This is a genomic window from Micromonospora sp. WMMA1949 (assembly GCF_027460145.1).
Classification (GTDB): Bacteria; Actinomycetota; Actinomycetes; order Mycobacteriales; family Micromonosporaceae; genus Micromonospora.
In genome coordinates this window covers 2,799,383-2,825,194 of sequence record NZ_JAPZBG010000001.1, presented here as the reverse complement: position 1 = coordinate 2,825,194, position 25,812 = coordinate 2,799,383, and the positions used below count along the sequence as shown (strand labels likewise).

The 25,812-nt window shown below is 72.8% G+C and carries 26 protein-coding genes and 1 tRNA gene; 10 read left to right on the top strand and 17 right to left on the bottom strand.

Features of this window, described 5'->3' with window-relative positions; genetic code table 11:
* Window positions 1-295 precede the first annotated feature (295 nt).
* Window positions 296-907, top strand: a complete 612-nt coding sequence (locus O7607_RS13360) for a hypothetical protein (RefSeq protein ID WP_269703518.1) — start codon at window positions 296-298, stop codon at window positions 905-907.
* A 60-nt stretch (window positions 908-967) separates the two neighbouring features.
* Here O7607_RS13360 and O7607_RS13355 read toward each other — a convergent pair whose 3' ends face one another.
* A complete protein-coding gene (locus O7607_RS13355; RefSeq protein ID WP_269703517.1) occupies window positions 968-1,741 on the bottom strand; it encodes a CPBP family intramembrane glutamic endopeptidase in 774 nt (257 codons plus the stop codon).
* Between the two features lie 121 nt (window positions 1,742-1,862).
* Between O7607_RS13355 and O7607_RS13350 the strand changes: the two genes are divergently transcribed.
* Entirely contained in the window at window positions 1,863-2,984 is a 1,122-nt protein-coding gene (locus tag O7607_RS13350; RefSeq protein ID WP_269703516.1) for a globin domain-containing protein, read from the top strand.
* Between the two features lie 68 nt (window positions 2,985-3,052).
* Here the strand turns inward: O7607_RS13350 and O7607_RS13345 are convergent, their stop codons facing one another.
* Complete coding sequence (locus O7607_RS13345; RefSeq protein WP_269703515.1) at window positions 3,053-4,585, bottom strand: peptide deformylase; 1,533 nt, start codon at window positions 4,583-4,585, stop codon at window positions 3,053-3,055.
* Between the two features lie 321 nt (window positions 4,586-4,906).
* Here O7607_RS13345 and O7607_RS13340 point away from each other — a divergent pair, with 321 nt between their 5' ends.
* Window positions 4,907-5,689 (top strand): hypothetical protein, encoded by a 783-nt coding sequence (locus tag O7607_RS13340; protein ID WP_269706969.1) that lies wholly within the window; start codon window positions 4,907-4,909, stop codon window positions 5,687-5,689.
* Window positions 5,690-5,693: 4 nt separating this feature from the next.
* Here the strand turns inward: O7607_RS13340 and O7607_RS13335 are convergent, their stop codons facing one another.
* Complete coding sequence (locus O7607_RS13335; RefSeq protein ID WP_269703514.1) at window positions 5,694-7,472, bottom strand: hypothetical protein; 1,779 nt, start codon at window positions 7,470-7,472, stop codon at window positions 5,694-5,696.
* A gap of 209 nt (window positions 7,473-7,681) precedes the next feature.
* Between O7607_RS13335 and O7607_RS13330 the strand changes: the two genes are divergently transcribed.
* The gene (locus tag O7607_RS13330) at window positions 7,682-8,392 is read left to right on the top strand and encodes a class I SAM-dependent methyltransferase (RefSeq protein WP_194800391.1); all 711 of its coding nucleotides are present in this window, start codon (window positions 7,682-7,684) and stop codon (window positions 8,390-8,392) included.
* A 33-nt stretch (window positions 8,393-8,425) separates the two neighbouring features.
* Here the strand turns inward: O7607_RS13330 and O7607_RS13325 are convergent, their stop codons facing one another.
* The 3 genes from O7607_RS13325 to O7607_RS13315 form a co-directional block, all read right to left on the bottom strand.
* Complete coding sequence (locus O7607_RS13325; RefSeq protein ID WP_269703513.1) at window positions 8,426-8,959, bottom strand: YbhB/YbcL family Raf kinase inhibitor-like protein; 534 nt, start codon at window positions 8,957-8,959, stop codon at window positions 8,426-8,428.
* Window positions 8,960-8,999: 40 nt separating this feature from the next.
* Window positions 9,000-9,695, bottom strand: a complete 696-nt coding sequence (locus tag O7607_RS13320; RefSeq protein ID WP_281579502.1) for a DNA alkylation repair protein — start codon at window positions 9,693-9,695, stop codon at window positions 9,000-9,002.
* A gap of 441 nt (window positions 9,696-10,136) precedes the next feature.
* Window positions 10,137-10,226: transfer RNA gene (locus tag O7607_RS13315), tRNA-Ser, on the bottom strand.
* A 234-nt stretch (window positions 10,227-10,460) separates the two neighbouring features.
* On the opposite strand from O7607_RS13315, the gene O7607_RS13310 reads away from it, so the two are divergent.
* Window positions 10,461-11,435 (top strand): NAD(P)H-quinone oxidoreductase, encoded by a 975-nt coding sequence (locus tag O7607_RS13310; RefSeq protein ID WP_269703511.1) that lies wholly within the window; start codon window positions 10,461-10,463, stop codon window positions 11,433-11,435.
* A 3-nt stretch (window positions 11,436-11,438) separates the two neighbouring features.
* Here the strand turns inward: O7607_RS13310 and soxR are convergent, their stop codons facing one another.
* Window positions 11,439-11,891 (bottom strand): redox-sensitive transcriptional activator SoxR, encoded by a 453-nt coding sequence (gene soxR / locus O7607_RS13305; RefSeq protein ID WP_269703510.1) that lies wholly within the window; start codon window positions 11,889-11,891, stop codon window positions 11,439-11,441.
* 46 nt (window positions 11,892-11,937) lie between these two features.
* Here soxR and O7607_RS13300 point away from each other — a divergent pair, with 46 nt between their 5' ends.
* Together O7607_RS13300 and O7607_RS13295 are read left to right on the top strand one after the other, a co-directional pair.
* Window positions 11,938-12,621, top strand: coding sequence for a transketolase (locus O7607_RS13300; protein ID WP_269703509.1), 684 nt, complete (start codon window positions 11,938-11,940; stop codon window positions 12,619-12,621).
* A gap of 14 nt (window positions 12,622-12,635) precedes the next feature.
* A complete protein-coding gene (locus O7607_RS13295; RefSeq protein WP_269706967.1) occupies window positions 12,636-13,511 on the top strand; it encodes a transketolase family protein in 876 nt (291 codons plus the stop codon).
* 67 nt (window positions 13,512-13,578) lie between these two features.
* On the opposite strand, the gene O7607_RS13290 is transcribed toward O7607_RS13295, so the two are convergent.
* From O7607_RS13290 to O7607_RS13265, 6 genes are all read right to left on the bottom strand, one after another.
* The gene (locus O7607_RS13290; RefSeq protein WP_135242490.1) at window positions 13,579-14,289 is read right to left on the bottom strand and encodes a glycosyltransferase family 2 protein; all 711 of its coding nucleotides are present in this window, start codon (window positions 14,287-14,289) and stop codon (window positions 13,579-13,581) included.
* Between the two features lie 79 nt (window positions 14,290-14,368).
* Window positions 14,369-14,956, bottom strand: a complete 588-nt coding sequence (locus tag O7607_RS13285) for a hypothetical protein (protein WP_269703508.1) — start codon at window positions 14,954-14,956, stop codon at window positions 14,369-14,371.
* A gap of 58 nt (window positions 14,957-15,014) precedes the next feature.
* Window positions 15,015-16,457, bottom strand: coding sequence for a sensor histidine kinase (locus tag O7607_RS13280; protein WP_442929482.1), 1,443 nt, complete (start codon window positions 16,455-16,457; stop codon window positions 15,015-15,017).
* A complete protein-coding gene (locus O7607_RS13275) occupies window positions 16,450-17,133 on the bottom strand; it encodes a response regulator transcription factor (RefSeq protein ID WP_269703507.1) in 684 nt (227 codons plus the stop codon). The genes O7607_RS13280 and O7607_RS13275 overlap by 8 nt, the downstream gene beginning before the upstream one ends.
* Before the next feature lie 68 nt (window positions 17,134-17,201).
* On the bottom strand, window positions 17,202-17,714 hold the full coding sequence (locus O7607_RS13270) for a hypothetical protein (RefSeq protein WP_013289256.1): 513 nt from the start codon (window positions 17,712-17,714) through the stop codon (window positions 17,202-17,204).
* A 108-nt stretch (window positions 17,715-17,822) separates the two neighbouring features.
* The gene (locus tag O7607_RS13265; protein ID WP_262013003.1) at window positions 17,823-18,995 is read right to left on the bottom strand and encodes a thiolase family protein; all 1,173 of its coding nucleotides are present in this window, start codon (window positions 18,993-18,995) and stop codon (window positions 17,823-17,825) included.
* Between the two features lie 99 nt (window positions 18,996-19,094).
* On the opposite strand from O7607_RS13265, the gene O7607_RS13260 reads away from it, so the two are divergent.
* A complete protein-coding gene (locus O7607_RS13260) occupies window positions 19,095-19,529 on the top strand; it encodes a PH domain-containing protein (RefSeq protein ID WP_269703506.1) in 435 nt (144 codons plus the stop codon).
* Window positions 19,530-19,535: 6 nt separating this feature from the next.
* Here O7607_RS13260 and O7607_RS13255 read toward each other — a convergent pair whose 3' ends face one another.
* Window positions 19,536-20,477, bottom strand: a complete 942-nt coding sequence (locus tag O7607_RS13255) for a rhomboid family intramembrane serine protease (protein WP_269703505.1) — start codon at window positions 20,475-20,477, stop codon at window positions 19,536-19,538.
* Between the two features lie 25 nt (window positions 20,478-20,502).
* The gene (locus O7607_RS13250; RefSeq protein WP_194800379.1) at window positions 20,503-21,033 is read right to left on the bottom strand and encodes a peptidylprolyl isomerase; all 531 of its coding nucleotides are present in this window, start codon (window positions 21,031-21,033) and stop codon (window positions 20,503-20,505) included.
* A gap of 84 nt (window positions 21,034-21,117) precedes the next feature.
* On the opposite strand from O7607_RS13250, the gene O7607_RS13245 reads away from it, so the two are divergent.
* Window positions 21,118-21,957 (top strand): hypothetical protein, encoded by an 840-nt coding sequence (locus tag O7607_RS13245; protein WP_269703504.1) that lies wholly within the window; start codon window positions 21,118-21,120, stop codon window positions 21,955-21,957.
* A 91-nt stretch (window positions 21,958-22,048) separates the two neighbouring features.
* Here the strand turns inward: O7607_RS13245 and corA are convergent, their stop codons facing one another.
* Together corA and O7607_RS13235 are read right to left on the bottom strand one after the other, a co-directional pair.
* Window positions 22,049-23,197: a magnesium/cobalt transporter CorA gene (gene corA, locus O7607_RS13240; RefSeq protein ID WP_269703503.1), complete on the bottom strand. Its 1,149-nt coding sequence runs from the start codon at window positions 23,195-23,197 to the stop codon at window positions 22,049-22,051.
* Window positions 23,198-23,540: 343 nt separating this feature from the next.
* Complete coding sequence (locus O7607_RS13235; RefSeq protein ID WP_269703502.1) at window positions 23,541-24,635, bottom strand: aminotransferase-like domain-containing protein; 1,095 nt, start codon at window positions 24,633-24,635, stop codon at window positions 23,541-23,543.
* Window positions 24,636-24,834: 199 nt separating this feature from the next.
* Here O7607_RS13235 and O7607_RS13230 point away from each other — a divergent pair, with 199 nt between their 5' ends.
* Window positions 24,835-25,713, top strand: coding sequence for a 3'(2'),5'-bisphosphate nucleotidase CysQ (locus O7607_RS13230; protein ID WP_269703500.1), 879 nt, complete (start codon window positions 24,835-24,837; stop codon window positions 25,711-25,713).
* The last annotated feature ends 99 nt before the right edge of the window (window positions 25,714-25,812 follow it).

The window sequence follows — 25,812 nt, the reverse complement described above, 5'->3', positions numbered from 1 at the left end:
AGTTGCGAAGAAGGCTGCGCCGGCGGTCAAGAAGGCCACTCGGAAGGCGTCGCCTCCGAGGCAGGAGACGGCGATCAGCGCGACAGAGCCCGCTCTTGCCGAACGGCAGCCCGACGGCACCGAGCCGGTCACGGCGGAGCGTCCCGCCACCGCACCTTCGCCGGGCCGGACCCGCCGGCCGACGAAAGCCGCCCCGCCGACGGCAGAGGCGAGCCCGCCAACGACTGCGGTCGTCGTCGCGCGGGCACCCGCACAACTCGACGTCGCGCGTACCCCGGAAACGGGCTGGCGGACGGTGGGGCCGCAGCTGCGCGACCACCCCGGGTTCGCGCCGGAGCTGCTGGCCCTGGCTGCGGTCGACGCGCTCGGGCCGCGGGCCTCGGCCTGGGTGGAGCAGGTTCGGCGGGCCTACCCGGAGGCGGACGCCGACGGGGTGGCCCGGCTGGCGACCCGGCGGTTCGTGCGGATGGCCGGTACGGGTGGGGCGCTGGCAGCCGGGGCCGGGATGTTCGCACCGGTCGCGGAGCTGGCGGCAGTGCTGTGGACGCAGGCGAACCTGGTGCTGCATCTGGCGGCGGCGTACGGGCGGGATCCGGCGCATCCGGATCGGGCGGCCGAACTGCTGGTGCTCACGCTGGTGCACCCGGACGACGGCACCGCTCGGGCGGCGCTGGCGGCGGCCCGTGCTGCCGACGCGCCGGCGGACGGGCCGTGGGGGCGGGTGGCGGAGGCGGCCTGGCGGCTGGCCACGCCGGTGGCGGCGCAGGCGGGCGGCTGGCTCGGCCTGCGGTTGGCCGCGCGGTTGCTGCCGGGGGCGGCGGCGCTGGCGGCCGCGACCGGCGGTACGGCGACGGCCGAGCGGCTGGCCGCGCGGGCGGTTGCCCGGTACCGGCCACGCCGCGCCTGACCCGCAACGGCACCGAGCCCACCGCGCCCCATCGGCGCACCACGGCGAGGAGGCGACGACCTAGAGCCAGTCGAACCAGGACTTCGGCAGCATCGCGTAGCCGACGAACGCGAAGATGTCGAGCAGCGTGTGCGCGACGATCAGCGGGGCGACCCGGCGGGTGCGCAGGTAGAACAGCCCGAAGATCACGCCCATCACCGCGTTGCCGACGAAGGCGCCGAAGCCCTGGTAGAGGTGGTACGAGCCGCGCAGCAGGGCGCTCGTAGCGAGCACGGCGCCGATCCGCCAGTTGAGCTGCCGCAGCCGGGTGATCAGGTAGCCGACCACGATCACCTCCTCCAGCACGGCGTTCTGCACGGCGGCGAGGATCAGCACCGGCACCGTCCACCAGAGGTCCGGCAGCGCGGCCGGGACCAGCGTGGCGTTGAGGCCGAGCTGTGCCGCCACCCAGAACAGCGCCAGCCCGGGCAGGCCGATGAGCGCGGTCAGGCCCGCGCCCCGGGCCAGGTCGGAGCCGGGCCGCCGGAAGTCGACGCCGAGCGTCCGCGCCGGGTCGCCGGGGTCACGCGCCAACAGGTGTACGGCGAGAAGCACCGGCAGCAACGCGAAGACGATCCCGAGCAGTTGGTACGTGAGGTCGAGGTACGGCCGGGCCGACACGGAGGTGTTCAGGGCAGCGGTCTGTTTCGACAGGCCACCGGTCGCGGTCAGCTTGGCGATCAGCGACACCAGCGCGTACACGGCCGACTGGCCGAGGGACAGACCGAGCACGAGCAGCGTCTCGGTGCCCAGCATCCGGCGGGAGACCGGGCGGGCCAGCTCGTCAACCGTCACCGGACCATGAAATCACTTCGGCGTCCGGCCCGGCGATCGCACAGTCTGTGCGACCGGCACACACGCTCCGTGGACATTCTATGGCTGCCGATCCGCCCGTACGGAGAAGGAGCGTGCCCCTGTGGAGAACTTCGCGCGGCTGCTGAAGGAGAGCTGGGCCCTGGTCGAGGAGCACCGGGAGCGGCTCAGCGGGCACTTCTACGCCCGGCTGTTCCTCCTCGACCCGGAGCTGCGCAAGCTCTTCCCGGTGCAGATGAACGGCCAGGGGGACCGCATCCTGGAGGCCATCGTCACCGCCACCCAGACGGTGGGCGACCCGGAGAGCTTCGACGAGTACCTGCGCGCGCTGGGCCGGGACCACCGCAAGTACCACGTGACGGCCGAGCACTACGCGACGATGGGCGTCGCGCTGCTCGACGCGCTGCGCAGCACCGCCGGGGACGGCTGGAACCTGGAGTACGACCAGGCGTGGCGGGAGGCGTACGCGAGCATCAGCGCGCGGATGCTGGCCGGCGCGGAGGCCGACGGCAACCCGCCGTACTGGCACGCCGAGGTGCTGACGCACGAGCGGCACGGCCCGGACACGGCCGTGCTGACCGTACGCGCGCTCCAGCACCCGCTGCCCTGGCGGGCGGGGCAGTACGTCAGCGTGGAGGCACCCCGCTACCACCCGCGGGTGTGGCGGACGTACTCGGTGGCGAACGCGCCGAACGAGGAGAACGTGCTGGAGTTCCACGTGCGGACGCCGCCGGGCGCCGCCGGTTGGGTGTCCGGCGCGTTGGTGCGCCGCACCAAACCGGGTGACCTGCTGCGGGTGGCCGCGCCGATGGGCTCGATGACATTGGACCCGGAGTCCACCCGGGACGTCCTCTGCGTGGCCGGCGGCGTCGGCCTGGCCCCGATCAAGGCGCTGGTGGAGGAGCTGACCCGGGTCAACCGCACCCGCTGGGTGCACGTCTTCTACGGCGCGCGCCGCCCGGACGAGCTGTACGGGCTGCCCGGCCTGGAGGACCTCGTCGCGACCCACCCGTGGTTGTCGGTGACACCCGCGTGCAGCGAGGACCCGGATTTCGGCGGCGAACTCGGTGACGTCTCCGAGGTGGTCACCCGGTACGGCCCGTGGACCACGCACGACTGCTACGTCTCCGGATCGGCCGCGATGGTGCGATCCACCCTGCGGGCGCTCGCCGCCGACGACGTCCCGCCGGACCACATCCGGTACGACACGTTCGGCAACCTCTGAACCTTGCTCCCCCCGAGCCGGGTCGCGTGCCCCTGCCCCCTGGGGCACGCGACCCGGCCCCCCGTTTCTCAGTAACGCCAGGGGGTGCCGGTCTCGCGGTACTCCTCCACCGGTACCAGCGGCACGCCGGGTGCCATCCGGTCGACGTACAGCCGCCCCTCGAGGTGGTCGATCTCGTGCGCGACCAGCCGCGCCATCGCGTACTCGAAGGACGTGATCACCCGGCTGCCGTCCCACAGGGCGTGTTCCACGTCGATCCGCAGCGGCCGGGGCACCAGGCCGCGGTGGTCGAAGAAGGAGAGGCAGCCCTCGTACTGCTCGTCGGTCTCGGCGGCGGCGTCCACCACCCGGGGGTTGAGCAGCACCACCGGGTCGGCCGCCCGGTCGGCCGGGCGCACGAGCGCCGCCGACCAGCCGATGCCGAGCTGGGGCGCGGCGAGGCCGACGCCCTTGCTGAACGGGTGCAGCTCGTCCAAGCGGACCAGCATCGCGGCGAGCCGGTCCATCACCTGCCGGGCGTGCGGTTCGTCGGCCGGCAGGTCGAACTGGCGGGCCCGCTGCCGCAGCAGGTCGTCGCCCCGCTGCACGATGCCGACTGCGCGCATCCGGTCGCTGGCCCGTACCCGGGCGCCGCCGGTGGGCACGCTGTCCGGTTCGGCGTCCGGCTCGGGACTGCGGAACCGCCACTGCATCCGGTAGCGGGCGTTCAGCGGCGGGTCGTCGGTCCCCCAGTCGAAGACCACCCGGCCGCCGTCCACCGCACGCTGGATCGGGGTACGCAGCGGGCCCTCCTCCGCCGACAGCGAGGTCTCCGCACCCCACACCTTGGGGTCGAGGTCCGCAGGCAGGTCGAGCCGCACCGCCAGGTGCCGGGTGGGCAGGCGTACGGCCCGCTGGAACCAGGGGCCCCACTTGTCCCGGCCGACGCGGTACGCGTACTCGATGGTGACCCGGTCGCCGGGGTAGAGCGGGAAGCGTCCCTCGTCGTTCTCGAACAGCAGCCAGATCTCCTTGAACGCGTCCCGGTCGTGCTTGGCCCGCCAGTGCATCGGCTCGCGTCCGTTCCCGTCGTCCCGGTACGCGGTGAGTTGCAGCTCGGCGAAGGTGAGCGGGTGTTCCCGGTGGTGCCGGTTGGAGCGGCCCGGGTCGTTGGGGTAGCGGTCGACGGCGACCCGGACCAGGTAGCGGGTGACCGGTTCGGTTCCCGCGTTGTACAGCTCCCGCCGGATCGCACAGTGGTAGCTGTCACCGGTGTGGGTGAGCGTGGCCGCCTCCCGTTCCACCACCAGGCCGGTCCCCGGAGGCAGCCACTGGCCAGGGACGGGTGGATCGCGGTGCGCCGCGCCGGTGCGGCCGTGCCGCAGCTCGTCGTACTCCCGGAAGCGCTGCCAGATCGCGCCGCTGGCCTCCAGGACGGCCTCGGCCCGGCGGGCGAAGTCCTCGGTGGGCCGGTGCCGGCGCCCTTCGACGTGGCTGACGTAGGACGGGTCGAAGCCCATCATGGTGGCGAGTTGCTTCTTGGACAGCCCTCGGCCGGTCCGGTGCCGGGCGAGTTCGGCCGCGAACGAGTCCGCGGCACGCTCGATCGGTGAGGTCGTCATCAGCTTCCTCGTACGCGGGAAGACCATTTTCACGTTGAGTGGCCGAACGTGTACGGAAACTGCCTCGTATTCGACATTCACCTTGACTTTTCAGCGACGTACGCCGATCCTTACGCCGTCCGCCGCCGGTTCTCCGGCGGCGTTTTCCGTCTTCCGGGCCGGGTAGTACGCGACGGCGCGCCAGTGACGGGGACCTCCCCGCGATGCCGCGGCACCTCTTCCCCTCCCGCCGGGAGGGTGGTTAGGCTAGCCTTAGCTTTGGTCGACGACAGGCGCCGACCGCAGGGCGACAGGACAGGGGACGGCCAGGTGACTGCGGTGATGCCGGGGCGCGACGCCGCCACCCCGCTTGCCCCGGTGACCGCGACCCTGCGCGCCATGTTCGGCACCGACGACCTGCCCGGCCTCGCGCCCGGTCTGCTGGTCCACGACGAGCTGGATCGCTGGTCCCCCGCCACCCGCCTGATCGACGGCACGCTGCTGTCCGAGTTCCTGACCGCCGCCGGCCGCCGCTGGGGCGGCACCCCGCACGCCTGCGCCGCGCTGGCCTGGAAGTCCTACAGCTACTGGACCGCGCTGCCCGCCGTGCTCGGCTGGGCGTCCGCCCGCCGGGTGCCGCTGCTCGGCCCGGCCGACGTGCTCGTGCACTTCGAGGACCACCACCAGCTCCTCACGCTGGGGCTGCGCGCCTCCACCCCGGTGGCGGTGCTGCCGAGCGACCCGCTGGCGCTCGCCGGCGCTCCGGGCGTCCTGGTGGTCCCGGACGAGGCGGCGCTGCTCGGCGCGCTGCGCGCGTCCCTGCTCGACGCCCACTTCGCGCCGCTGATCGGCGCCATCCAGGGCGAGGTCCGGATCGGCACCCGTACGCTGCTCGGTTCGGTGGCCTCCGGCATCGCGCACGGCATCCTGCGGGCGTCGGACGCGCTGCCCGGCTCGTCCACGGCGGCGGTCGGCGCGGTGCTGGACGCGCTCGACCTCAGCGACCTGGTCGAGCTGGTGCCCGGCCCGGGCGGCGAGCCGACGGTGCAGCGCCGCACCTGCTGCCTGGCGTTCACGCTGCCCCGGCCCAAGGTGTGCCAGGGCTGCTGCGTCCGCCAGGGCTGACCGCTCAGTCGGCCAGCGGCCGGACGTCCCACAACCACACCCCGCCGGTACGCCTCGGCGTGACCCCGCTCAGCTCGGTCATCGCCCGGCGCAGCGCCTCGGCCTGCGGCAGCCGGGGGTCGAGGATCACCGCGCCGGCCCGCCAGTAGCGCAGGTCGTCCACGGCGGCCACCCGGTCCTGTGGCGTGATCGGCGGAACCGCGTCGGTGCGCCGTACCGTCTCGAAGAACGTGCTCGTCGGGCGCGGCGGCGCGGTGAACAGGGCGATCCGGTCCCCGCCGGGGCGGGTGTCCGGATAGAGGAAGTAGCCGCGAGCCAGCGGCATGTCCAGCCGGGTCTCGGCGGACCAGCGCAGCGGGACCGCGTACGTGGTGTCGGGCAGCGGCAGCGTGACGATGCTCCGCCCGTCGGCGACGTAGGGACGCCAGGCGCCGGAGGTGACGAACGCCGGGGTCGGGTCGAGGCGCTTGGCCGGCAGCGGGGTGGGCAGGATCGGCAGCAGCGCCATGGCGAGCACGGTGACGGTGGCGAACCGGATCTGGTCGCGCGCGTCCGGGTGCCGTACGGCCAGCCGCCGGACCCGCTCGGCGCCGAACGCGAGCAGCACGCCGATGATCGGGGTGAGCGCGAGCGACCAGCGGGTGGGCACCACCGAGTGCAGAACCGGCAGGTTCTCCAGCGCGGCCCAGGGGCCGGGGATGCCGGTGTCCTGCCCGTCGTAGCGGATCTCCCGGCCGAGCGAGAAGAGCGCGAACACGAGCCCGACCGCCGCCAGCCCGAGCACCACGGCGTTGCGGCGCATCCACCAGACCAGCGCGATCACCAGGATCACCAGCGGCCAGCCGAAGAACGCGTTCTCCTCGGTGGCGTTCTTGACGAGCGGTTCGCTGCCCCGGGCGTCGCCCGCTACCGACTCCCGCGACCAGGCCACGTACGCGGCGAGGTCGGTGGAGTAGCCGCGGATCAGCGTGGAGAGCCCGCTGTACGCGCCGGGGCCGAAGAACTGGACCCAGAGCGGGTACGCGAGCAGCGCCCCGGCGACCACCGCGGCCACCGCCAGTCCGGCGGCGAACGGGCGGGCCGCCGAGCGCAGCGCGGGACGGCCGAGCGCCAGCGCGAGGACCACCACGCCGAGCCCGATGGCGGTCATCAGCAGGATCTCCAGGTTGAGGAACGCCTGCCAGACGATCACCAGGGCGAGCAGGACGCCGTTGCGCAGCCACCGGCCGGGCTCGGCCAGGCGCAGCGTCCGCCAGATGATCAGCGGCACCACGAACTGGCTGACGATGTTGGGGTGCGAGTTGGCGTGCGAGATCATCGCAGGCGCGAACGCGCAGAAGGCGGCACCGAGCCAGGCCGGGCCACGGGACTTCACGACAACTCGGGAGAGCAGGAAATACCAGGACACGCCCGTGGCGGCGAGCCCGAGAGTGAGGAAAATCAGAAAGGACCAGCGCGGACCCGCCCAGAGCGTGATCGGGGTCAGCGGCAGTGAAACGGATAATACGGACGTATTAGCCATGAGATTGACGACATCCGGCACATTCATCCGGTCCGAGGTGAACGGATAGGCGAAATCAGTGACGACACGCGCACCATGCGCCATCATCCATTCGAATTGCGCCTGATCTGTCCGATTGTCCCGAATGCCGTTGCGCGGATCGACCCAGAGGCGAGCGGTCACCCAGAACGCGAGCAGCACGAAGCTGAGCACGGCGAGCGCGTCGATCCGCCTGCCCTGCCCTGCTTTCGTCGGGTCCGCCGCTGATTCCGGAGTAGTCATGACATTTCAGAGCGTAGTCCGGGAATGACCGGCAGGTGCAATGTTCCGCAGACTCACGTACTATGTGCCGAGTTCGCCGACCGCCGATCAGGCACCCCTCCGCATCACAATTCGGCCCCCTATCCGTCCCCCGATTTCCCCCTCAGTCATCCAGATGGTTGACTCTGACGGTCCAGGCGCGGGTCAGTCATATCGTGAGGAATCGACGCATGGCAGAAATCACTGGGGATCAGCGCGTCCAGTCCGAGGTGCTCGAAGGCCTCGCGACAGCGGTCAACCACCGGCAGTGGTTCGTCGAGCTGGCGGTGCCCTACCTCGGTGACAACCCGATCGAGATCGGCAGCGGCCTGGGCGACTACGCCTCCGCGTGGGCGGCGTACGCACCCCGGATCACCGCCACCGAGGCCGACCCGGACCGGCTGATCCAGCTCAAGGAACGGCTGTCCGACCACCCGGGCGTCGAGGTCCGGCAGATGCTCCTCCCGCACCACGAACGCGGCGACTACAGCGCGGCCGTGTCCTACAACGTGCTCGAGCACATCGACGACCACGTGGGCGCGCTGCGCAGCATGCGCGACCTGGTCCGCCCCGGCGGCGCCGTGGTCATCATCGTGCCGGCGTTCCAGTTCGCCATGAGCCCCGCCGACATCGCCACCGGTCACGTCCGCCGCTACACGAAGAAGACGCTCGCCGCGGCGATGACCGAGGCCGGCCTCACCGTCGAGCGGATCCACTACGCCAACGCGCTCGGCCTGATCGGCTACTTCATGGCCACCAAGGTCTTCCGGCTGATGCCGAAGGAGGGCCCGATGGTCAAGGTGTACGACACGCTCGTACTGCCCGTCACCAAGGCCGCCGAGCAGCGCGTCCGGCCCCCGTTCGGCCAGTCCGTCTTCGCCGTCGCCCGCGTACCGGCCTGAGGGCCGGGGGCCGCGACGGCCCCCGGCCGCCCGTCACTCCTTGATCTGGTACGTGGGGCGGATGACCGCCCGGGCCAGGGTGTGGAACGCCAGGTTGAAGCCGACGAAGGCCGGGCTCGCCCCGGCCGGGATGTCGAGGCGGTCCACGTCCACCGCGTGCACCGCGAACACGTACCGGTGCGGGCGGTCCCCGGCCGGCGGCGCCGCGCCGCCGTAACCGGTGTCGCCGTAGTCGTTGCGGACGCTGAACGCGCCGCCGAGGTCGGCCTCCCGCACGCCGCTGGGCAGCTCGGTGACGGACGCGGGCAGGTTCACCAGCACCCAGTGCCAGAAGCCGCTGCCGGTCGGAGCGTCCGGGTCGAAGCAGGTGACCACGAAGCTCTTGGTCTCGGCCGGGAAGCCCGACCAGGACAGCTGCGGTGAGACGTTCTCGCCGCCGGTGCTGCCGTGCGCGTACCGCGCGTCCATCGGCTCGCCGTTGTGCACGTCGTCGCTGGTCAGGTCGAACGACGGCACCGTCGGCAGCAGCTCGTACGGGTCCGGGGCGATCGGTCGTTCCAGGGTCATCGAAACGGTCCTTCCGGGTACGCGAATGTCCTGCGCCCCTTCATACCCCGTTGTCCGCGCCGCCGTGCTGTCGGCGCACCATCTCGTTGATCCAGACCGGCGCGTACGGCGACGTGCAACCAGGCGGCGTCGGGTAGTCCTTGAGCACCTCGAGCCGCTCGCCGATGCCGATGCCGATCGCGCGGTCCCGGTACGCGGCGTACTCGATCCCGATCTGCGCCAGGCAGTGGTTCATCGCCCACTGGAGGCGCTCCGGCGCACCGGCCATCTCGGCCTCGATCACGTCGAGCAGACCGGCCAGGTCCAGCCCGTCCGGCTTCCGCGCCACCCGCTCGGTGGTCAGCGCCCAGCCGGCGCTCGCCACCACCGGATCCCGGTCGGCCGACCAGGCCAGTCGTAGCGGTTCCGCGTACGGGCTCTTCTTCACCACGTAGTTCACGAGCCAGTCGTGCACCTTCGGCGTACGCGCCTCGCGCAGCATCGCGTCCAGCTCGTCCCGCCCGTACGCCTTCGGCCGGCAGATCAGCAGCGCCAGCAGGCGTGCCGCGCTGTCCCCGGTCGCCCACAGCTCGCGCGCGAGGTCCTGCTGCGTCTTCAGCCGCTTCGCGATCGCCCGCAGCTTGCCCAGGTTGACCCCGTGGTCGTCGCCGTGCCGCTCGTTGACCGCGCGGATCTTCGGATCGTCGAGCGCGGACAGCTCGGCCGTCACCTCGGCCACCGTCGCCGTCTCCGCCACCAGGCCCTCCCGCCGTCGCCGCACCCCGCAGCCTACGACCCGCGCCACGCTCCCGCTGTTCCGCCGCCCCGCCATTCCTCCCCTCCGCCGCCCTGCCGCCGTCGCTCACATTCCGGCACCGACGTTCGTCGCGCTGGTCGCAAGGTCGGGCTGACGCACAGATCAGGTGCTTGCCCTCGACGACCGCCGTAACGGGTGATTTGGCGAGTGGGGACAGGGGAGACGGCAGGCCAGTCACGGTTGCCGCATCGACGGTCTGATGCTCGCAGCCCCGGGAGAACACATCTCCTGTTAAGGCTTATGCCTCTCGGTCATATTTATGCCTGAGAGGCATAAGCCGTAGAGGTCATGACTTCTCTTCAGCCGACACGTCCGACGGGCCGCACACTCCGCTACCGCTGGCCGAGGTGAGCGCTGAGCTGCGTGAAGGCGATCAACTACTGGCGGAGGGTGTGGGATTCGAACCCACGAAGACATCGCTGCCTTACCGGTTTTCAAGACCAGCGCCATCGGCCACTAGGCGAACCCTCCCGGCACGCCCCCGAGGGGTGCGCGACCGGGGACCAGTCTGCCACGAACGCCGTACCGGGCAAGCCGCCGTCCCACCTCCGGTGCGAGAACGGGTGCGCGCGGGAGAGTCCGGCAGTGGCGCTGATCAGCGGAATCATGGCCGCCGACAGGTCCACAGTGGCCGTAGGACCGGCGCGGCAGCCGTCCCGGGCGGTGCACCTGCGCGGCGACGGGCAGATCGGGTAAGACTGAGTCATGCGCGCGATCACAATCACCGAACCCGGCGGACCCGAGGCGCTCGTCTGGGCCCACGTGCCGGACCCGGAGCCCGGCCCCGGCGAGGTGGTCGTGGAGGTGCGGGCGAGCGCGGTGAACCGGGCCGACCTGTTGCAGCGGCAGGGGCACTACCCACCGCCGCCGGGCGCGTCCGCGTACCCCGGTCTGGAGTGTTCGGGGACAGTGCGTGCGCTCGGTCCCGGCGTGACCGGCTGGTCGGTGGGCCAGGAGGTGTGCGCGCTGCTCGCCGGCGGCGGCTACGCCGAGCAGGTCGCGGTGCCGGCCGGGCAGTTGCTGCCGGTGCCGGCCGGGGTGGATCTGGTCGACGCGGCGGCGCTGCCGGAGGTGGCCTGCACGGTCTGGTCGAACGTGGTGGACCTGGCCCGGCTGGCCGAGGGCGACACGCTGCTGGTGCACGGCGGCGGCAGCGGGATCGGCACGTTCGCGATCCAGCTCGGCGTGGCGCTCGGCGCGACGGTGGTGGTGACCGCCCGTTCGGCGAAGCACGAGCGGCTGCGTGAGCTGGGCGCCGCCCACACGATCGACTACCGCGAGCAGGACTTCGTCGACGAGGTACGCCGGGTCACCGACGGCCGGGGCGCGGACGTGATCCTGGACATCATGGGCGCGTCCTACCTGCCCCGGAACGTGGCGGCGCTGGCGACCGGCGGTCGGCTCGTGGTGATCGGCATGCAGGGCGGCCGCAAGGGCGAACTCGACCTGGGGATGCTGCTGGCGAAGCGGGCGGCGGTGCACGCGACGGCGTTGCGGTCCCGCCCGGTCGAGCAGAAGGCGGCGATCGCCCGGGGCGTACGGGAGCAGGTGTGGCCCCTGGTGGAGGCGGGCCGGATCCGGCCGGTGGTGCACGCCCGGGTGGACATGGCCGACGCCGCCGCCGCGCACCGCCTGGTGGAGACGAACGACCACCTGGGCAAGGTGCTGCTGGTCCGGTGAGGGTCAGCCCTGGCCGGGGCGCGGGAGCATGAGGCGCGGGCCGGGGCCCTCGGCGGCGAGCGAGTCGCCGGGGTTGTAGAGCGTGCAGCGCTGCAACGACAGGCAGCCGCAGCCGATGCAGCCGTCCAGGTCGTCGCGGAGCTTGCCGAGCAGCCGGATCCGCTCGTCCAGCCGGTCCCGCCAGGCACGGGACAGCGCGGCCCAGTCGTCGGGCGTGGGGGTACGCCCCGACGGCAGCGAGTCCAGCGCCGCCCGGATCTCCTCCAGCGAGACACCCACCTGCTGGGAGATCCGGATGAACGCGACCCGGCGCAGCTCGGTGCGGGCGTAGCGGCGCTGGTTGCCGCCGGTGCGGGCGGCGTGGATCAGGCCGAGCCGCTCGTAGTAGCGCAGCGCCGAGGGCGCGACGCCACTGCGGTCGGCGAGCTGCCCGATGGTCAGTGTTGCTTCGTGCATCACACGGCCTTGAGTTGAAGTTCGCTTCAAGTCCGAGGCTATCGGTATGACGACGACCACTGCCACTGATCTGGGCACGCTCCTGGACCGGGTGCGCGCCGGCCGCGAGTTCGGCGCCAACGTGTACTCGACGCTCGACGTGCTCCAGGTCCTCTACGACCGGGTGCTCCGGATCACCCCGGCCACCCTGGCCGACCCGGACCGGGACCGCTTCCTGCTCTCCAAGGGCCACGCGGTCGCCGGGTACTACGCGCTGCTCGCCGCCCGCGGCTTCGTACCGCCCGAGTGGCTGGACGACCAGGGCGGCCCGGCGAGCCGGCTCGGCGACCACCCGGACCGCACGCTGGTGCCGGGCGTCGAGATCGGTTCCGGTTCGCTCGGCCACGGGCTCGGGCTGGGCGTGGGCACCGCGCTCGGGCTGCGGGCCCAGGGCCGCACCGAACCCCGGGTGTACGTGCTGCTCGGCGACGCCGAACTCGACGAGGGCTCCAACCACGAGGCGATCGCGTACGCGGGCGCGACCGGGCTGGGCAACCTGACCGCGATCGTGCTGGACAACCGCTCGGCCACGTACGGCTGGCCGGGCGGCGCGGCGAGCCGGTTCACGGTGAACGGGTGGAGCGCCGCCACCGTCGACGGGCGCGACCACGACGCCCTGCACACCGCCCTCACCGGGCACGACGATCAACGGCCGCACGTCGTCGTCGCGGTCGTCACGGACGGGGAGTGAGCATGAGCAGCACCATGCGGGACGCGTTCGTCACCAGCACCGAGGAGGTACTCGCCGATCCACGTACGACTGTCGTGCTCGCCGACATCTCCGCCGCCGCGTTCGAGCCGGCCGCCGCCCGGTACCCGGACCGGGTCGTCAACGTGGGCATCCGGGAACAGTTGATGGTCGGGGTCGCCGGTGGGCTGGCGCTGACCGGGCAGCGGCCGATCGTGCACAGCTACGCCCCGTTCCTGGTCGAGCGGGCGTACGAGCAGATCAAGCTGGACCTCGACCACCAGGGCGTCGGCGCGGTGCTCGTCGGCATCGGCGGCTCGTACGACCGGGCGGAGGCGGGACGCACCCACCTCGGCCCGGCGGACGTGGCCTTGCTGGACACGCTGGACGGCTGGACGGTGCACGTGCCGGGGCACCCGGACGAGGTCCGGCCGCTGCTGCGCGACGTGGTGTGCGGGCAGGACTCGGCGTACCTGCGGTTGTCGATCCAGGCCAACGCGCGGGCGTACCCGCAGGCGGGTGACCTGCACGTGGTCCGGGACGCCGGGCCGGGTGCGCCGCTGCTGGTGGCGGTCGGTCCGGTGCTGGACGCGGCGGTGGCCGCGGTCGCCGACCGGCCGGTCACGGTGGCGTACACCCATCGGCCGCGGCCGTTCGACACGGCCGGGCTGCGGGCGCTCGCCGCGACCGAGGTGGTTCTGGTCGAGCCGTACCTGGCGGGCACCTCGACCCGGGTGGTGTCGGAGGCGCTGGCCGACCGGCCGCACCGGCTGCTGGCGCTCGGGGTGGGCCGCAAGGACCTGCGCCGCTACGGCACCGCCGACGACCACGAACGCTGGCACGGCTTGGACGCCGCCGGGCTGCGCCGCTCGGTCGACGCGTTCCTCGGCTGAGCGGTCCGGACACGACGGAACCCCGCGACCTCGGCTCGTGCCGGGCTCGCGGGGTTCCGTCGACGGCTCAGTGCGCGGCGGCGGGACCGGCCGGGCGGCGGCGGGCGCGCTCGCGGGCCAGGATCCAGATCGCCTCGACGCCGTCCTTCCAGGTGATCTTCTTGCCCTCCTCGCGGCCCCGCGCGCGGTAGCTGATCGGCACCTCGTACGGGCGGATGCGGCGGCGCAGCAGCTTGCCGGTGACCTCGGCCTCCATGCCGAAGCCACGGGAGCGGACCTGGAGCGAGCGGTACAGCTCCAGCGGCATCAGCTTGAAGCAGGTCTCCAGGTCGCCGATGTAGGAGTTGTAGAGCACGTTCGCGGCGAGCGTGACGCCCTTGTTGCCCATCACGTACCAGAAGCTGTACGAGCTGTGGCTGCCGAAGGTCCGGTTGCCGTAGACGACTGTGGCCCGGCCGTCGAGCACGGGCTCCAGCAGGCGCGGGATGTCCTGCGGGTCGTACTCCAGGTCGGCGTCGAGGATGACCATGTACTCACCCTCGGCGCTGTCGACGGCGGTCTTGATGGCCGCGCCCTTGCCGGCGTTGCGCTGGTGGGTGATCACCCGCAGGCGGGCGTCGTCCACGCGGCCGAGGACCTCGCCGGTGCCGTCCCGGCTGCCGTCGTCCACGACGACGAGCTCGATCTCGCAGGGGTAGTCCACCGCCAATGCCTGCTTGAGGGCATCCGCGATACGTTCTTCCTCGTTGTAGACCGGCATGAGGATCGAGAGCTTCACGGAATCTCCACGGAGGCGATGGCAGGTCGGGGCATAGCGTAGCCTGGCACATTGCTCAGGTCACGACAGCCCGGGCACCCTATTCCTGACGAAGTGGTACGACCACGAGCCGGGCCACGCTCCGGTCGCCCTCCTTGGCACCGGCCACCCCGACCGTCGTACCGATCTTGATATCGCTCGATCGGATCGTGGTCCGGCGCTCGACCACCCGCAGTTTCTCGCCGAACGTCCACGTCACTGTGAAACCGTCGGTGGACTTGACGGTCATCGACCTGTCGTCGATCGCTGTCACCTCGCCGCGCTGGACCGCGACCGTCTTCGTACCGCCGTCCCTGGTCTTCACCACCGCCTCGCCGTGCAGCGTGTTGCGCCGCAGCAACACCCGGGCCCGGTGCCGCTCGTGGCCCTTCTTCGCCCGCTCGCCCTTGCCGTCCGGCCCGGCCTGCGGGGTGCCGGAGGGGGCCGGCGCGGCGACCGGGTCCACGTCCAGTTCCCCGGCGTCCAGGCCGAGCGCGGCGAGCGCCTGGCCGTCCGCGCCCAGGGCGGCGCTCACCTCGACCGCGTCGTCCGGTGCCGGTCCGGGCCGGGTTGCGCCGCATCCGGCCAGCCCGAGCGCCGCTGCGGCGAGCAGTGCGGTGGCGCCGGTGACGATTCGCTGACGTGCCATCAGTGGTCCTCTCCTCGCGGTGACGAGCCGAGCGTTCCGCACCGATGCGAGGAGACGGTCAAGCCGATGTTCGAGCCCGGTAAGGATCCGGCGGCACCCGGACGGTGAACGCGGCCCCGCCCTCCGGGGCGTGCCCGGCGGCGATGTCCCCGCCGAGCCGGCGGACCAGCCCGGCGGCGAGCGCCAGGCCGAGCCCGCTGCCCACCTTGCGCACGCCCCGGTACCGCTCGTGCAGCGCGCCGCGCTCGAACGCCACCCGCAGGTCGTCGTCGGTGAAACCGGGTCCGCCGTCCCGGACCTCCAGCACGCCGCCGCCCGCCGGGCCGTCGGCCCGGACCGCGAGCACCACCGGCGCCCCCGGGGGTACGACCCGCAGCGCGTTCTCCAGCAGTCCGTCCACGACCTGCCGGATCCGGCCCGGGTCGGTGTATGCCGGCACCGGAACCCCCGGCGTCTCCAGCCGGAACGGCACCCCGAGCGCCGCACACCGGCCGGACCAGGCACGCTCCGCGTCGGCGGCGAGCCCGGTCAGGTCGACCGGCACCGGTTCCAGCGGGAAGTCGACCGCCTCCAGCCGGGCCAGCGCCAGCAGGTCACGGACCAGCCGGTCCAGGTGTTCGGCCTCGGCGAGCACGGTCCGGCCGGTCGCCGGCACCGCATCGGCCTCGATCACCCCGTCGGCCAGCGCCTCGGCGTAGCCGCGGATGGCGGTGAGCGGGGTCCGCAACTCGTGCGAGACGGAGAGCAGGAACTCACGCTGCCGCCCCTCGCTCGTGGCGAGCGCGGCGGCCAGGCCGTTCAGCGCGTGCGCCAGGTCGGCCACCTCGTCGGGCGACTCGACCGGCACCCGGACCGCCCGGTCCCCGGCGCGCAGCCGCGCAGCGGCGGTGGCGGCGGTACGGATCGGCCGGGCCAGCCGGCGGGCGAGCAGCAGTCCGGCGGCGGCACCGGCGGCGAGTCCGGCGAGCAGCGGCAGCCAGAGTCCGCGCAGCACCTCCCGCCAGGGCGCGGCGCTGCGGGCACGGGTCAGCACCACGCCGTCCCCGCCGGGCAGCGCCCGCGCCTCGACCAGCCGGCGTTCCCCGTCGACCAGCCGCCGCCCGGAGACGTTCTCGCCGCGGGCGACCCGCGTCACCAGCGGTGCGGGCAGGCCCGGCCGGTCGGCCCGTCCGTCCCGGATCACGTACACGTCGATCTGCTGCTGACGCAGCTGCCGGATGAGCCGGTCTCCGGTGCCGTCGCGTTGGCGTACCGCCCGCACCCGGAGCACGTCGGCGGCTAGGCGGGCCTGGGCGGCCAGCGCCTCCCGGTCCCGGCGCTCCGCGCCGCGTACCGCCAGGGGCACCGCGACGAGCGCGGTGACGAGGACCGACACCAGCGCCACCGCGCAGGTGGCGAGCACGGCGCGGGCGGTGAGGGTCCGCCCGGGGCGGCGCGGCATCGGCACCGTGGGCGGCGGCGGCACCATGGGCGGCGGCGGCACGGCGGGCTGCTCAGGCATCGGCGGCGTACCCGACGCCCCGGTGTGTGCGGATCACGCTGCCCGGGCCGAGTTTGGCCCGCACCTGCGCCACGTGCACGTCGACGGTCCGGGTACCGGCGTGCGCCGCGTACCCCCACACGCCGGCAAGCAGTTCCTCCCGCGTGAACACCCGGCCGGGACGCGCCATCAGGTGGGCGAGCAGGTCGAACTCGGTGGAGGTGAGCTGCACCGGCGTACCGGCGGCGGTCACCGTCCGGCGGGCCGGGTCGAGTGTGACGGCGCCGAGCGTGCGGGGCTGCTCGGCGGGCGTGCCCGCGGTGCGGCGCAGCACCGCCCGCAGCCGGGCGAGCAGCTCGCGAGGGCTGAACGGCTTGGTGACGTAGTCGTCGGCGCCCAGCTCCAGGCCGACGACGCGGTCCACCTCGTCGTCGCGGGCGGTGAGGAAGATGACAGGCGTCCAGTCGCCGTCCGCGCGCAGCCGGCGGCAGATCTCGGTGCCGGCCAGGCCGGGCAGCGCGATGTCGAGCACGCAGGCCACCGGGCGCAGGCGCCGCGCGGCGGCCAGCCCGGCCTCGCCGTCCCGTTCCAGGTGTACGCCGAACCCGTCCCGGGTCAGGTAGAGCCGGACCAGGTCGGCGATGGCCGGCTCGTCCTCCACCACGAGGACGAGCCCGGGCGGGGCGGCGGTGGTCACCGGCTCATGATGACCGACCGGCGACCGGCGGGCCGGTCAGGGAATGTTCGGATCAGGTAAGGAGAAGGTCAGCGGGCCGGTGCGGGCCGGAGCACCGTCGGGCGGGCGCCCGCCGGTGACTCGCCGATGGTCGCCACCACCCGCTCGGCCGGCGTACGCAGGCGGGTGCGGAAGGCGTGGTTGAGCAGTGCGTCGAGCTGCCACACCTGCTTCGGGTGGTGGGTACGCAGGACGAAACGCTCGCGTACCCCGTCGATCGCGGTGGCCGCCAGCTCCACACTGTGCGCGCGGGCGTCGGGGCTCCACGTCACGTTGCTCAGCTCGCGCAGTTCGGTGTTGAGGTGCAGGCGCAGCCGGTGCAGCACCCGGGTCTGCCGGGTGACCACCAGCCGCCGGTGGGTGAGGAGCATCAGGTAGTCGCCGCCCACCGGGTCGTCCGGGCGGCTGCACCGGGTGACCAGGATGGTCGCGTCGCCGGAGCCGACGCACCGGCGGAACACCGGCATGTGCCGGGTGACGGTCTGGGTCGCCAGGCCGGTCTCGGCGGCGGCCGGAAGGAACGTTCGCGAGAACACGTCCATGCCCGGTCCAACGAGCCGATGACCAGGGGTGATATGGGTCACGCCCGATTTCTGGAACTTCCACACGTGCAAGTCGCACCCGCGGTGCGACACCGGCGGCCGGTCGGCTCAGAGCAGCTCGACGATCGTGGCGTTGGCCATGCCGCCGCCCTCGCACATGGTCTGGAGGCCGTAGCGGATGCCGTTGTCCCGCATGTGCTGGAGCATCGTCGTCATGATCCGCGCGCCGGAACCGCCGAGCGGGTGACCGAGCGCGATCGCCCCGCCCCGGGGGTTGAGCCGCTCCGGGTCCGCCTCGGTCTCGGCCAGCCAGGCCAGCGGCACCGGGGCGAACGCCTCGTTCACCTCGTACACCCCGATCTCCTCGATGCCCAGCCCTGCGCGGCGCAGCGCCTTCGCGGTGGCCGGGATCGGCGCGGTGAGCATGGTGACCGGATCGTCGGCGGCGACCACCGCGGTGTGCACCCGGGCCAGCGGGCGCAGGCCGTGCCGGCTGGCCCACTCGGCGGTGGTGACCGCGAGCGCGGCGGCGCCGTCGGAGATCTGCGACGCGGACCCGGCGGTGACCACGCCGTCGGCGCGGAACGGGGTGGGCAGCTCGCCCAGCTTGGCCAGCGAGGTGTCGCGGCGGATGCCCTCGTCGGCGGAGAACTTGCCGCCGTCGGCGAGCGCCACCGGGGCCAGCTCGGCCTCGAACGCGCCCGCGTCCTGCGCGGCTGCCGCCTTCTCGTGGCTGGCCAGCGCGAACTCGTCGAGCTGGGTACGCGAGAAGCGCCACCGCTGCGCGATCAGCTCGGCCCCGACGCCCTGGTTGAACGGCAACGGGGAGTCCTCCGCGACGCCCTCGACGCCGCGGTAGCGCTCCAGGATCGCCGCGCTGAACGGCATGCCACCGGCGACGCTGGAACCCATCGGCACCCGGGTCATCGACTCGACGCCACCGGCGACGACCAGGTCGGCCTGACCGGAGAGAACAGTCGCGGCGGCGAAGTGCAGCGCCTGCTGGCTCGACCCGCACTGGCGGTCGAGCGTGGTGCCCGGGACCGACTCCGGCCAGCCGGCGGCGAGCACGGCGTTGCGGGCCACGTTCCAGGACTGCTCGCCGACCTGCGACACACAGCCCCACACGACGTCGTCGACCTGGCCCGGGTCGATGCCGGTGCGCTCGGCGAGAGCGCGCAGCACGTGCGCCGAGAGGTCGACCGGGTGCACTCCGGCGAGGCTGCCCTTGCGCCGCCCGACCGGGGTCCGTACCGCGCCGACGATGACCGCGTCACTCATGTCTACTCCCCGGTAACCTCGCTTGCCCCGATACTACGTGCTCCCCGTACCGGCCGTCCTCTCCCGGCGTGCGGCCGGGACGGCTGGCATGCTGGGTGGATGGATCCACAGTCGCCGCCGGTCCGGCAGTGGCGGGTACCGCGCGAGGTGCCGGTGCTCAAGGCGCTCGGTGCGCTCGCGCTGCTGGCCCTGGGGCTGGTCTTCGCCGGCGGTGATCCGGTCCGGCCGGCGCTCGCCGGGCTGGCCGCCGCCGGCCTGCTCGCCTGGGCGCTGCGCGACGTGGTCGCGCCGGTCCGCCTCGCCGTCGATCCGGACGGGTTGACCGTGCTGCGGGGATTCGCCGGGCGGCGCCGGTTGCCGTGGGACGCGGTGGAGGCGATCCGCCTGGACCGGCGTGCCCGGCGCGGGATCACCGCCGAGACGCTGGAGATCGACGCGGGGGAGTCGCTGCACCTGTTCGGCCGCCGTGACCTGGACGCGCCGCTGGACGAGGTGGCCGCGGCGCTGACCGAGGCCCGCCCCGCCGCACGATGAGGCCGGTCAGCCGAGCAGGGCGGCGGTCCGGACCAGGGTCAGGCCGATCAACGCGACCAGCACGATGGCGCAGCCCGCCACCTGGAACACGGTCCGCCGCGACCGGGGCGCGTACGCCAGGATCAGCGCCACCAGCGCGCCGGCCACGAGACCGCCGAGGTGCCCGGCCACCGAGATGCTCGGCACGGTGAACGTGAAGATCAGGTTGATCACCAGAATGGGCACGATGGCCGAGGTGTCCCGGCCGAGCCGCCGCATGATCACGAAGATCGCGGCGAACAGGCCGAAGACCGCCGTCGAGGCGCCGGCCGTGAAGCGGTTCGGCTCGGTGAACACGTACGCCGCGACGTTGCCGCCGAGCCCGGCGAGCAGATAGAGCGCCAGGAAGCGCAGCGGCCCGAGCACCGCCTCCAGCGTCCGGCCGAGCACCCAGAGCGCCCACATGTTCAGCAGCAGGTGCAGCACGCCGTAGTGCAGGAACATGGCGGTGATCAGCCGGTACCACTCGCCGTCGGCCACCCCGCCGACGTGCCCGTCGGGGAAGCGTGCCAGGCCCAGCACCGCTCCCCACTCGGTGAGCGGGGTCCCGTTGCCCATCAGGCCGCCGAGGCCGCCGCCGGCCACCGCGGTTCCGCTGCGGGCCGAGAGGATGGACAGCAGCATCATCGCCACGTTCAGCGCGATCAGCGCCTTCGTGACATTGCCCTGGCGGCCGGCGGCACCGCCACCGAAGGCGGTACGCGCCGGCCGCACGCTGCGGCGGCCCTCGGCGACGCACTCCGGGCACTGGTGGCCGACGGAGGCGTCCCGCATGCACTCGGTGCAGATCGGCCGGTCGCACCGACTGCACCGGATGTACGTCTCCCGACCGGGGTGCCGGTAGCAGACCGGAGTGGTCGGCACCGGACCCCCGGTGGCGTCGCCTGGCTGGCCCGAGCGCTCAGTCATGCGAGCAAAGGTACCCGCGTGCCGGTCAGGACTGCTTGTGCTCGATCTCGACCCGCTCGATCACCACGTCCTGCAGCGGCCGGTCGCTCGGGCCGGTCGGGGTGTTGGCGATCGAGTCGACCACCTTCGCGGACTGCTCGTCGGCCACCTGGCCGAAGATGGTGTGCCGGTTGTTCAGGTGTGGCGTGGGCGACACCGTGATGAAGAACTGCGAGCCGTTGGTGCCCGGCCCGGCGTTCGCCATCGCCAGCAGGTACGGCCGGTCGAAGCGCAGCTCCGGGTGGAACTCGTCGGCGAACTTGTAGCCCGGGCCACCGCGACCGGTGCCGGTCGGGTCGCCCATCTGAATCATGAAACCGCTGATCACGCGGTGCGAGACGGTGCCGTCGTAGTACGGACCGCTGCCCGGCTGACCGGTACGCGGGTCGATGTACTCCCGGGTGCCCTCGGCCAGCTCCACGAAGTTGCGGACGGTCTTCGGCGCGTGGTTCGGGAAGAGCTCCAGCCGGATCGGGCCGGCGTTGGTGTGCAAGGTGGCGTAGACAGCCTCGGCCACGGGTACTCCTCACTCGTAGTTCAGTTCCTTGCGGATCCTCCCATGTGCCCGATCTGGCCATGCGGAGGCATTCGAAGGTGGAGGATGACGAAGGAACAACTCCCAGGAGGTGGGACCGTGTTTGGAATCGGGCGGCGAAAGACCCAGGGCCAGCTCGCGAAGGTCGAGCTGAACCAGGGCATCGGTCACCTGAGGCAAGCCGCCACGCACGCGGCGAAGGGTGCCGGCGCCACTGTCGGCCCGCGGGTCCAGGCAGCCCGGGGTGCCGTCGCGCCGACCGCGGTCCTGGTCCGGGACCGCGCGTCCAGCGGGTTCGCGTCGACCGCCGCGGCGCTCGCGCCGGTGCTGCTGGCCGTGCGCAACGCCCGGGTCGAGGCCGCCGGCAAGGCGTCGGACGGCCGCAAGGTGATGGCCAAGAAGCAGGCCGCGATGACCAAGAAGGCGAAGAACATGAAGCCCGGAAAGAAGAAGCAGCGCAGGTCGCGGGGCATGACCGCGGGCCTGCTGGTGGCCGGCACCGTCGCCGGCCTGGCCGGTGCGATGGCCATGCGCCGCCGCCGCGAGCAGCAGGAGTGGGCCGAGTACGACCCGACCGGCACGCTCGGCGCGACGGGCACGCTCGGCGCGAGCGGTCGGGACAAGCTGGAGCCGATGCGGGAGGACGTGGACACGATCGTGGTGGAGACCCCGGACGCGAGCGCGAAGGTGACCCAGGCCGGCCCGACCGGCGCCGGTTCCTCGGCGGTGGCCAAGGGCAGCAGCGCGTCGACCGCCACCTCCGGCAGCCAGCCGGTGATCCACCCGAACGACCAGGTTCCCTCCGTCGCCGAGGGTGCCCGGGACGTCTCCGGCCGCCCGGCCGACGACATCACCAAGGCCGTGCAGGCCGGCAAGAACGCCGCGAAGGCCGGCGGTCGCCGCTGACCTCGTACCGTCGGATCAGCGCCGGCACGCGGGACACCCCGCGTGGCCGGCGCTTCCGCGTGTACGGGGCGGCGTGGCGCGGGCCCGGCGGCTACAGCCAGCCGTTGCGCCGGAACAGACGGTAGAGCGTGAAGGACGCCGCGAGCATCAGCGCCCAGACGCCCGGATAGCCGTACGTCCACTTCAGCTCGGGCATGTTGTCGAAGTTCATGCCGTAGATGCCGGCGATCGCCGTCCACACCGCACCGATCGCGGCCCAGGCGGCGATCTTGCGCATGTCGTTGTTCTGGTCGACGGTGACCTGGGCCAGCCGGGCCTGGAGGATCGAGTTGAGCAGGTCGTCGTAGGAGTTCACCTGCTCGACCGTGCGGCTGAGGTGGTCCTGCACGTCGCGGAAGTAGCGCCGTACCTCCTGCGGCACCGCGCGGTTGACCTGCGCGGTGAGCGTCATCAGCGGGCGCTGCAACGGCACCACCGCCCGCTTGAACTCGACCAGTTCCCGCTTCATCTGGTAGATCCGCTGGATCCGGCCGCTGCTCTGCCGGTCGAAGACGTCCGCCTCCAGCACGTCGAGGTCGTCCTCCAGCCGGTCGGCGACCTCCAGGTAGAGGTCCACCACGCGGTCGGTGATCGCGTACGCGACGGCCCACGGGCCGTGCCGCAGCAGGTCCCGCTTCGCCTCCAGGTCGGCGCGGACCGGCGCCAGCCGGCAGGCGTCGCCGTGCCGCACGCTGATCACGAAGTGCGGCCCGATGAAGAGCATCACCTGGCCGGTCTCCACCACCTCGGAGTTCTCGGTCAGCTCGGTGTGCTCGCAGTAGCGGGCGGTGCGCAGCACCAGGAAGACGATCTCGCCGAAGTGCTCCAGCTTGGGGCGCTGCTGGGCCTTCACCGCGTCCTCCACGGCGAGTTCGTGCAGGCCGAAGGTGGCGGCGATCTCGGTCATCTCGGTCAGGTCCGGCTCGTGCAGGCCGAGCCAGACGAAGCCGTCCCGCTCCTGCCGGGCCGCGGCGAGCGCGTCGGCGTACTGGGGGCGGCCGGGCCGGCGCTCGCCGTCGACGTACAGCCCGCAGTCGACGATGCCGCTGCGCTCCGGGCCGGTCGGCTGGGCCGTACGCGGGGAGCCGTCGGCGTTGAGGATGCGGGACATCGCGCGTACCGGGGCCGACCAGGCGCGGGGGCGCAGTGCCCGGCTGCCGTCGGTGCCGGCGGTTCGGTCGCGTGCCACCCGGTCCGTCATCTCTCGCCCCCTCTCCCTAGAGCTGCGGCTTGCAGGTTACGCCGACCGGCGGGAAGCGCAGCGCGGGCGCGGGCGCGGGGAACTGGTGGTTGCGACGGGTGTCACGCGGCGGCGCCGGGCGGGCCGGGCCGCGTCAGGGGGGTGAGGGGCGACACGGCCCACCCGGCACCCCTTGGGGGCGGGAGTGATGCTGGGCGTGCCGCCGGCCCGGCCGGTCGTCCGGCGTGCGGGCAGGTCACCTGCCAAAGGTGAGCGGCACTCGCAGCATTGTGGGGTGCCGGCCGGCCCGGCGGGAGTGCCGAACCGGCCAGCGGGGCCTTTTTGTCAGAAACCCGACAGAAAATCAGCCGCGTACGGCGGCCATCGCCTCGGCGAGACGCCGCACACCCTCGTCGATCCGGTCCGCCGTCACCGCCGAGTACGCCAGGCGCAGCGCGTGCCGGCCGCCGTCGACCATGAAGTCACTGCCCTTCACCACCGCCACGCCACGCTCGGCGGCGGCCGGGGCGAGCCGGTCGACCTCGACGTCCTCCGGCAGCTCGACCCAGAGGAAGTAGCCGCCGTCCGGCTCCACGAACCGGGCCTCCGGGATGTGCCGGCGCAGCGATTCGGCCAGCACCGCCGACCGCTCGCCGAGCGCCGAGCGGACCGTCCGGATCGACTCGTCGATCGCGCCGGAGACGCAGAACTGGTGCACGATCGCCTGCGCCACCATGCCGGGCGAGATGTAGAGGTTCGTGGCCCGCTTCGCGATCGCCGCGATCAGCTCGGCCGGGCCGACCAGGTAGCCGACGCGTACGCCCGGGCAGACCGTCTTGGTGAAGCTGGAGGCGTGCACCACCACGCCCCGGGTGTCCATCGACAACATCGACGGCAGCGGCTCGCCGCGGAACCGGATGTCCGCGTACGGGTCGTCCTCGAAGATCGTGAAGTCGTACTCGGCGGCCAGGTCCAGCAGCTCACGGCGCTTCTCCAGGGAGAGGGTCACGCCGGCCGGGTTCTGGTAGTTGGGGATCACGTGCGCGAGCCGCGGCCGTACCCCGGACTCCAGCAGCTTGCGCAGCTCGGCGGTGTCCAGGCCGTCCGGCTGGACCGTCACGCCGTGCACCTCGCCGCCCATCTGCTTGAGGTTGAGCAGCGTGCGGTCGTACGTCGGACGCTCGACCACCACCGCGTCGCCCCGGCGGACCAGGTGGTCGAAGAGGAACGCGTCGGCCTGCAACGAGCCGTTGGTGATCAGCACCTGGTCGGCCTCGACACCGTGCTTCTCGGCGATCCACTTCCGCAAGGGCGGGTAGCCGACGGAGGTGCCGTACGCGGTGACCCCGGCGGGGTCGGCGTCGAAGGCGCGGACAGCGGCGGCCTTGAGCCCTTCGACATCGACGATGTCCAGCGAAGGCGCGCCACGGGCGAACGAGATCAGCTGCTCGGCGGTCATGCGCAGAGCCTAGGGCCTGGCGCGGCGGGTCCGACCGCGATACACGCGAAGTTCAACATGCGGGCGGCCGGGCGGGTCACCGGGTGCGTCCGGGGGATCCGACAGCAGTTCCCGACTGTCTACGATCCGACGGACGCTGGCGCCGGTCCGACCGGACGCCGAAGGATGACGGGTCGCGGCAGACCCGGGAGAACAAGGGATGAGGCTCGTGACCGAGGACGAGGCGGGACGGCTCGACGACCAGCGGTTCGCGCAGTGGCTGGCGACCGAGGCCGGCAAGGCGCTCACCGCGCTGCGGGACCGGCAGGGCTTCGCCGACCCGAAGGCGCTCAAGGACGCCGGCGACCGCGCGTCGCACGAGCTGATGACGGCGGCGCTGTCCCGGCTGCGGCCGGCCGACGCGGTGCTCTCCGAGGAGGAGGCCGACGCGCGCCGCGCGTGGGCGGACGGCGAGCGCGCACCCCGGCACGAGGCGGACCGGGTCTGGATCATCGACCCGCTGGACGGCACCCGCGAGTTCTCCGAGGAGGGGCGGGACGACTGGGCGGTGCACGTGGCGCTCTGGCAGCGCTCCGCCGCCCCGGACGGCGCCCTGGTCGCCGGCGCGGTCGGCATGCCCGCCCGGACCACCGTGGACGGTACGCCGCTCGTGCTCGGCACCACCTGCCCGCAGCCGAAGGCGTCGGACGGGCCGATCCGGATCGCGGTCAGCCGCAGCCGCCCGCCCGCGTTCGTGGGCGAGCTGGTCGAGATGCTCGGCGCCACCGCCGTGCCGATGGGCTCGGCCGGTGTGAAGGTCTGCGCGGTGGTGACCGGCGAGGTCGACGCGTATGTCCACGCGGGCGGTCAGTACGAGTGGGACAGCGCCGCCCCGGTCGCCGTGGCGCTGGGTGCGGGCATGCACGCGTCCCGGATCGACGGTTCGCCGCTGCGCTACAACCGCGCCGACCCGCGCCTGCCCGATCTGCTGGTCTGCCGGCCCGAACTGGCCGACCAGTTGCTCGACGCGATCGCCCGGACCGGGGTCGAGATGCCCGCTTCGACCGTCACCGACAACCACGGTCAGGCGTTCGGTTGAGTGTCACGGTACGTACGGCCAGGTGGATGAGGGTTATCGTCGGGCAGGTATGCGTGGCGATCTGAGCCCGACCACGGGCCGCCGACAGCCAGGGAGGGT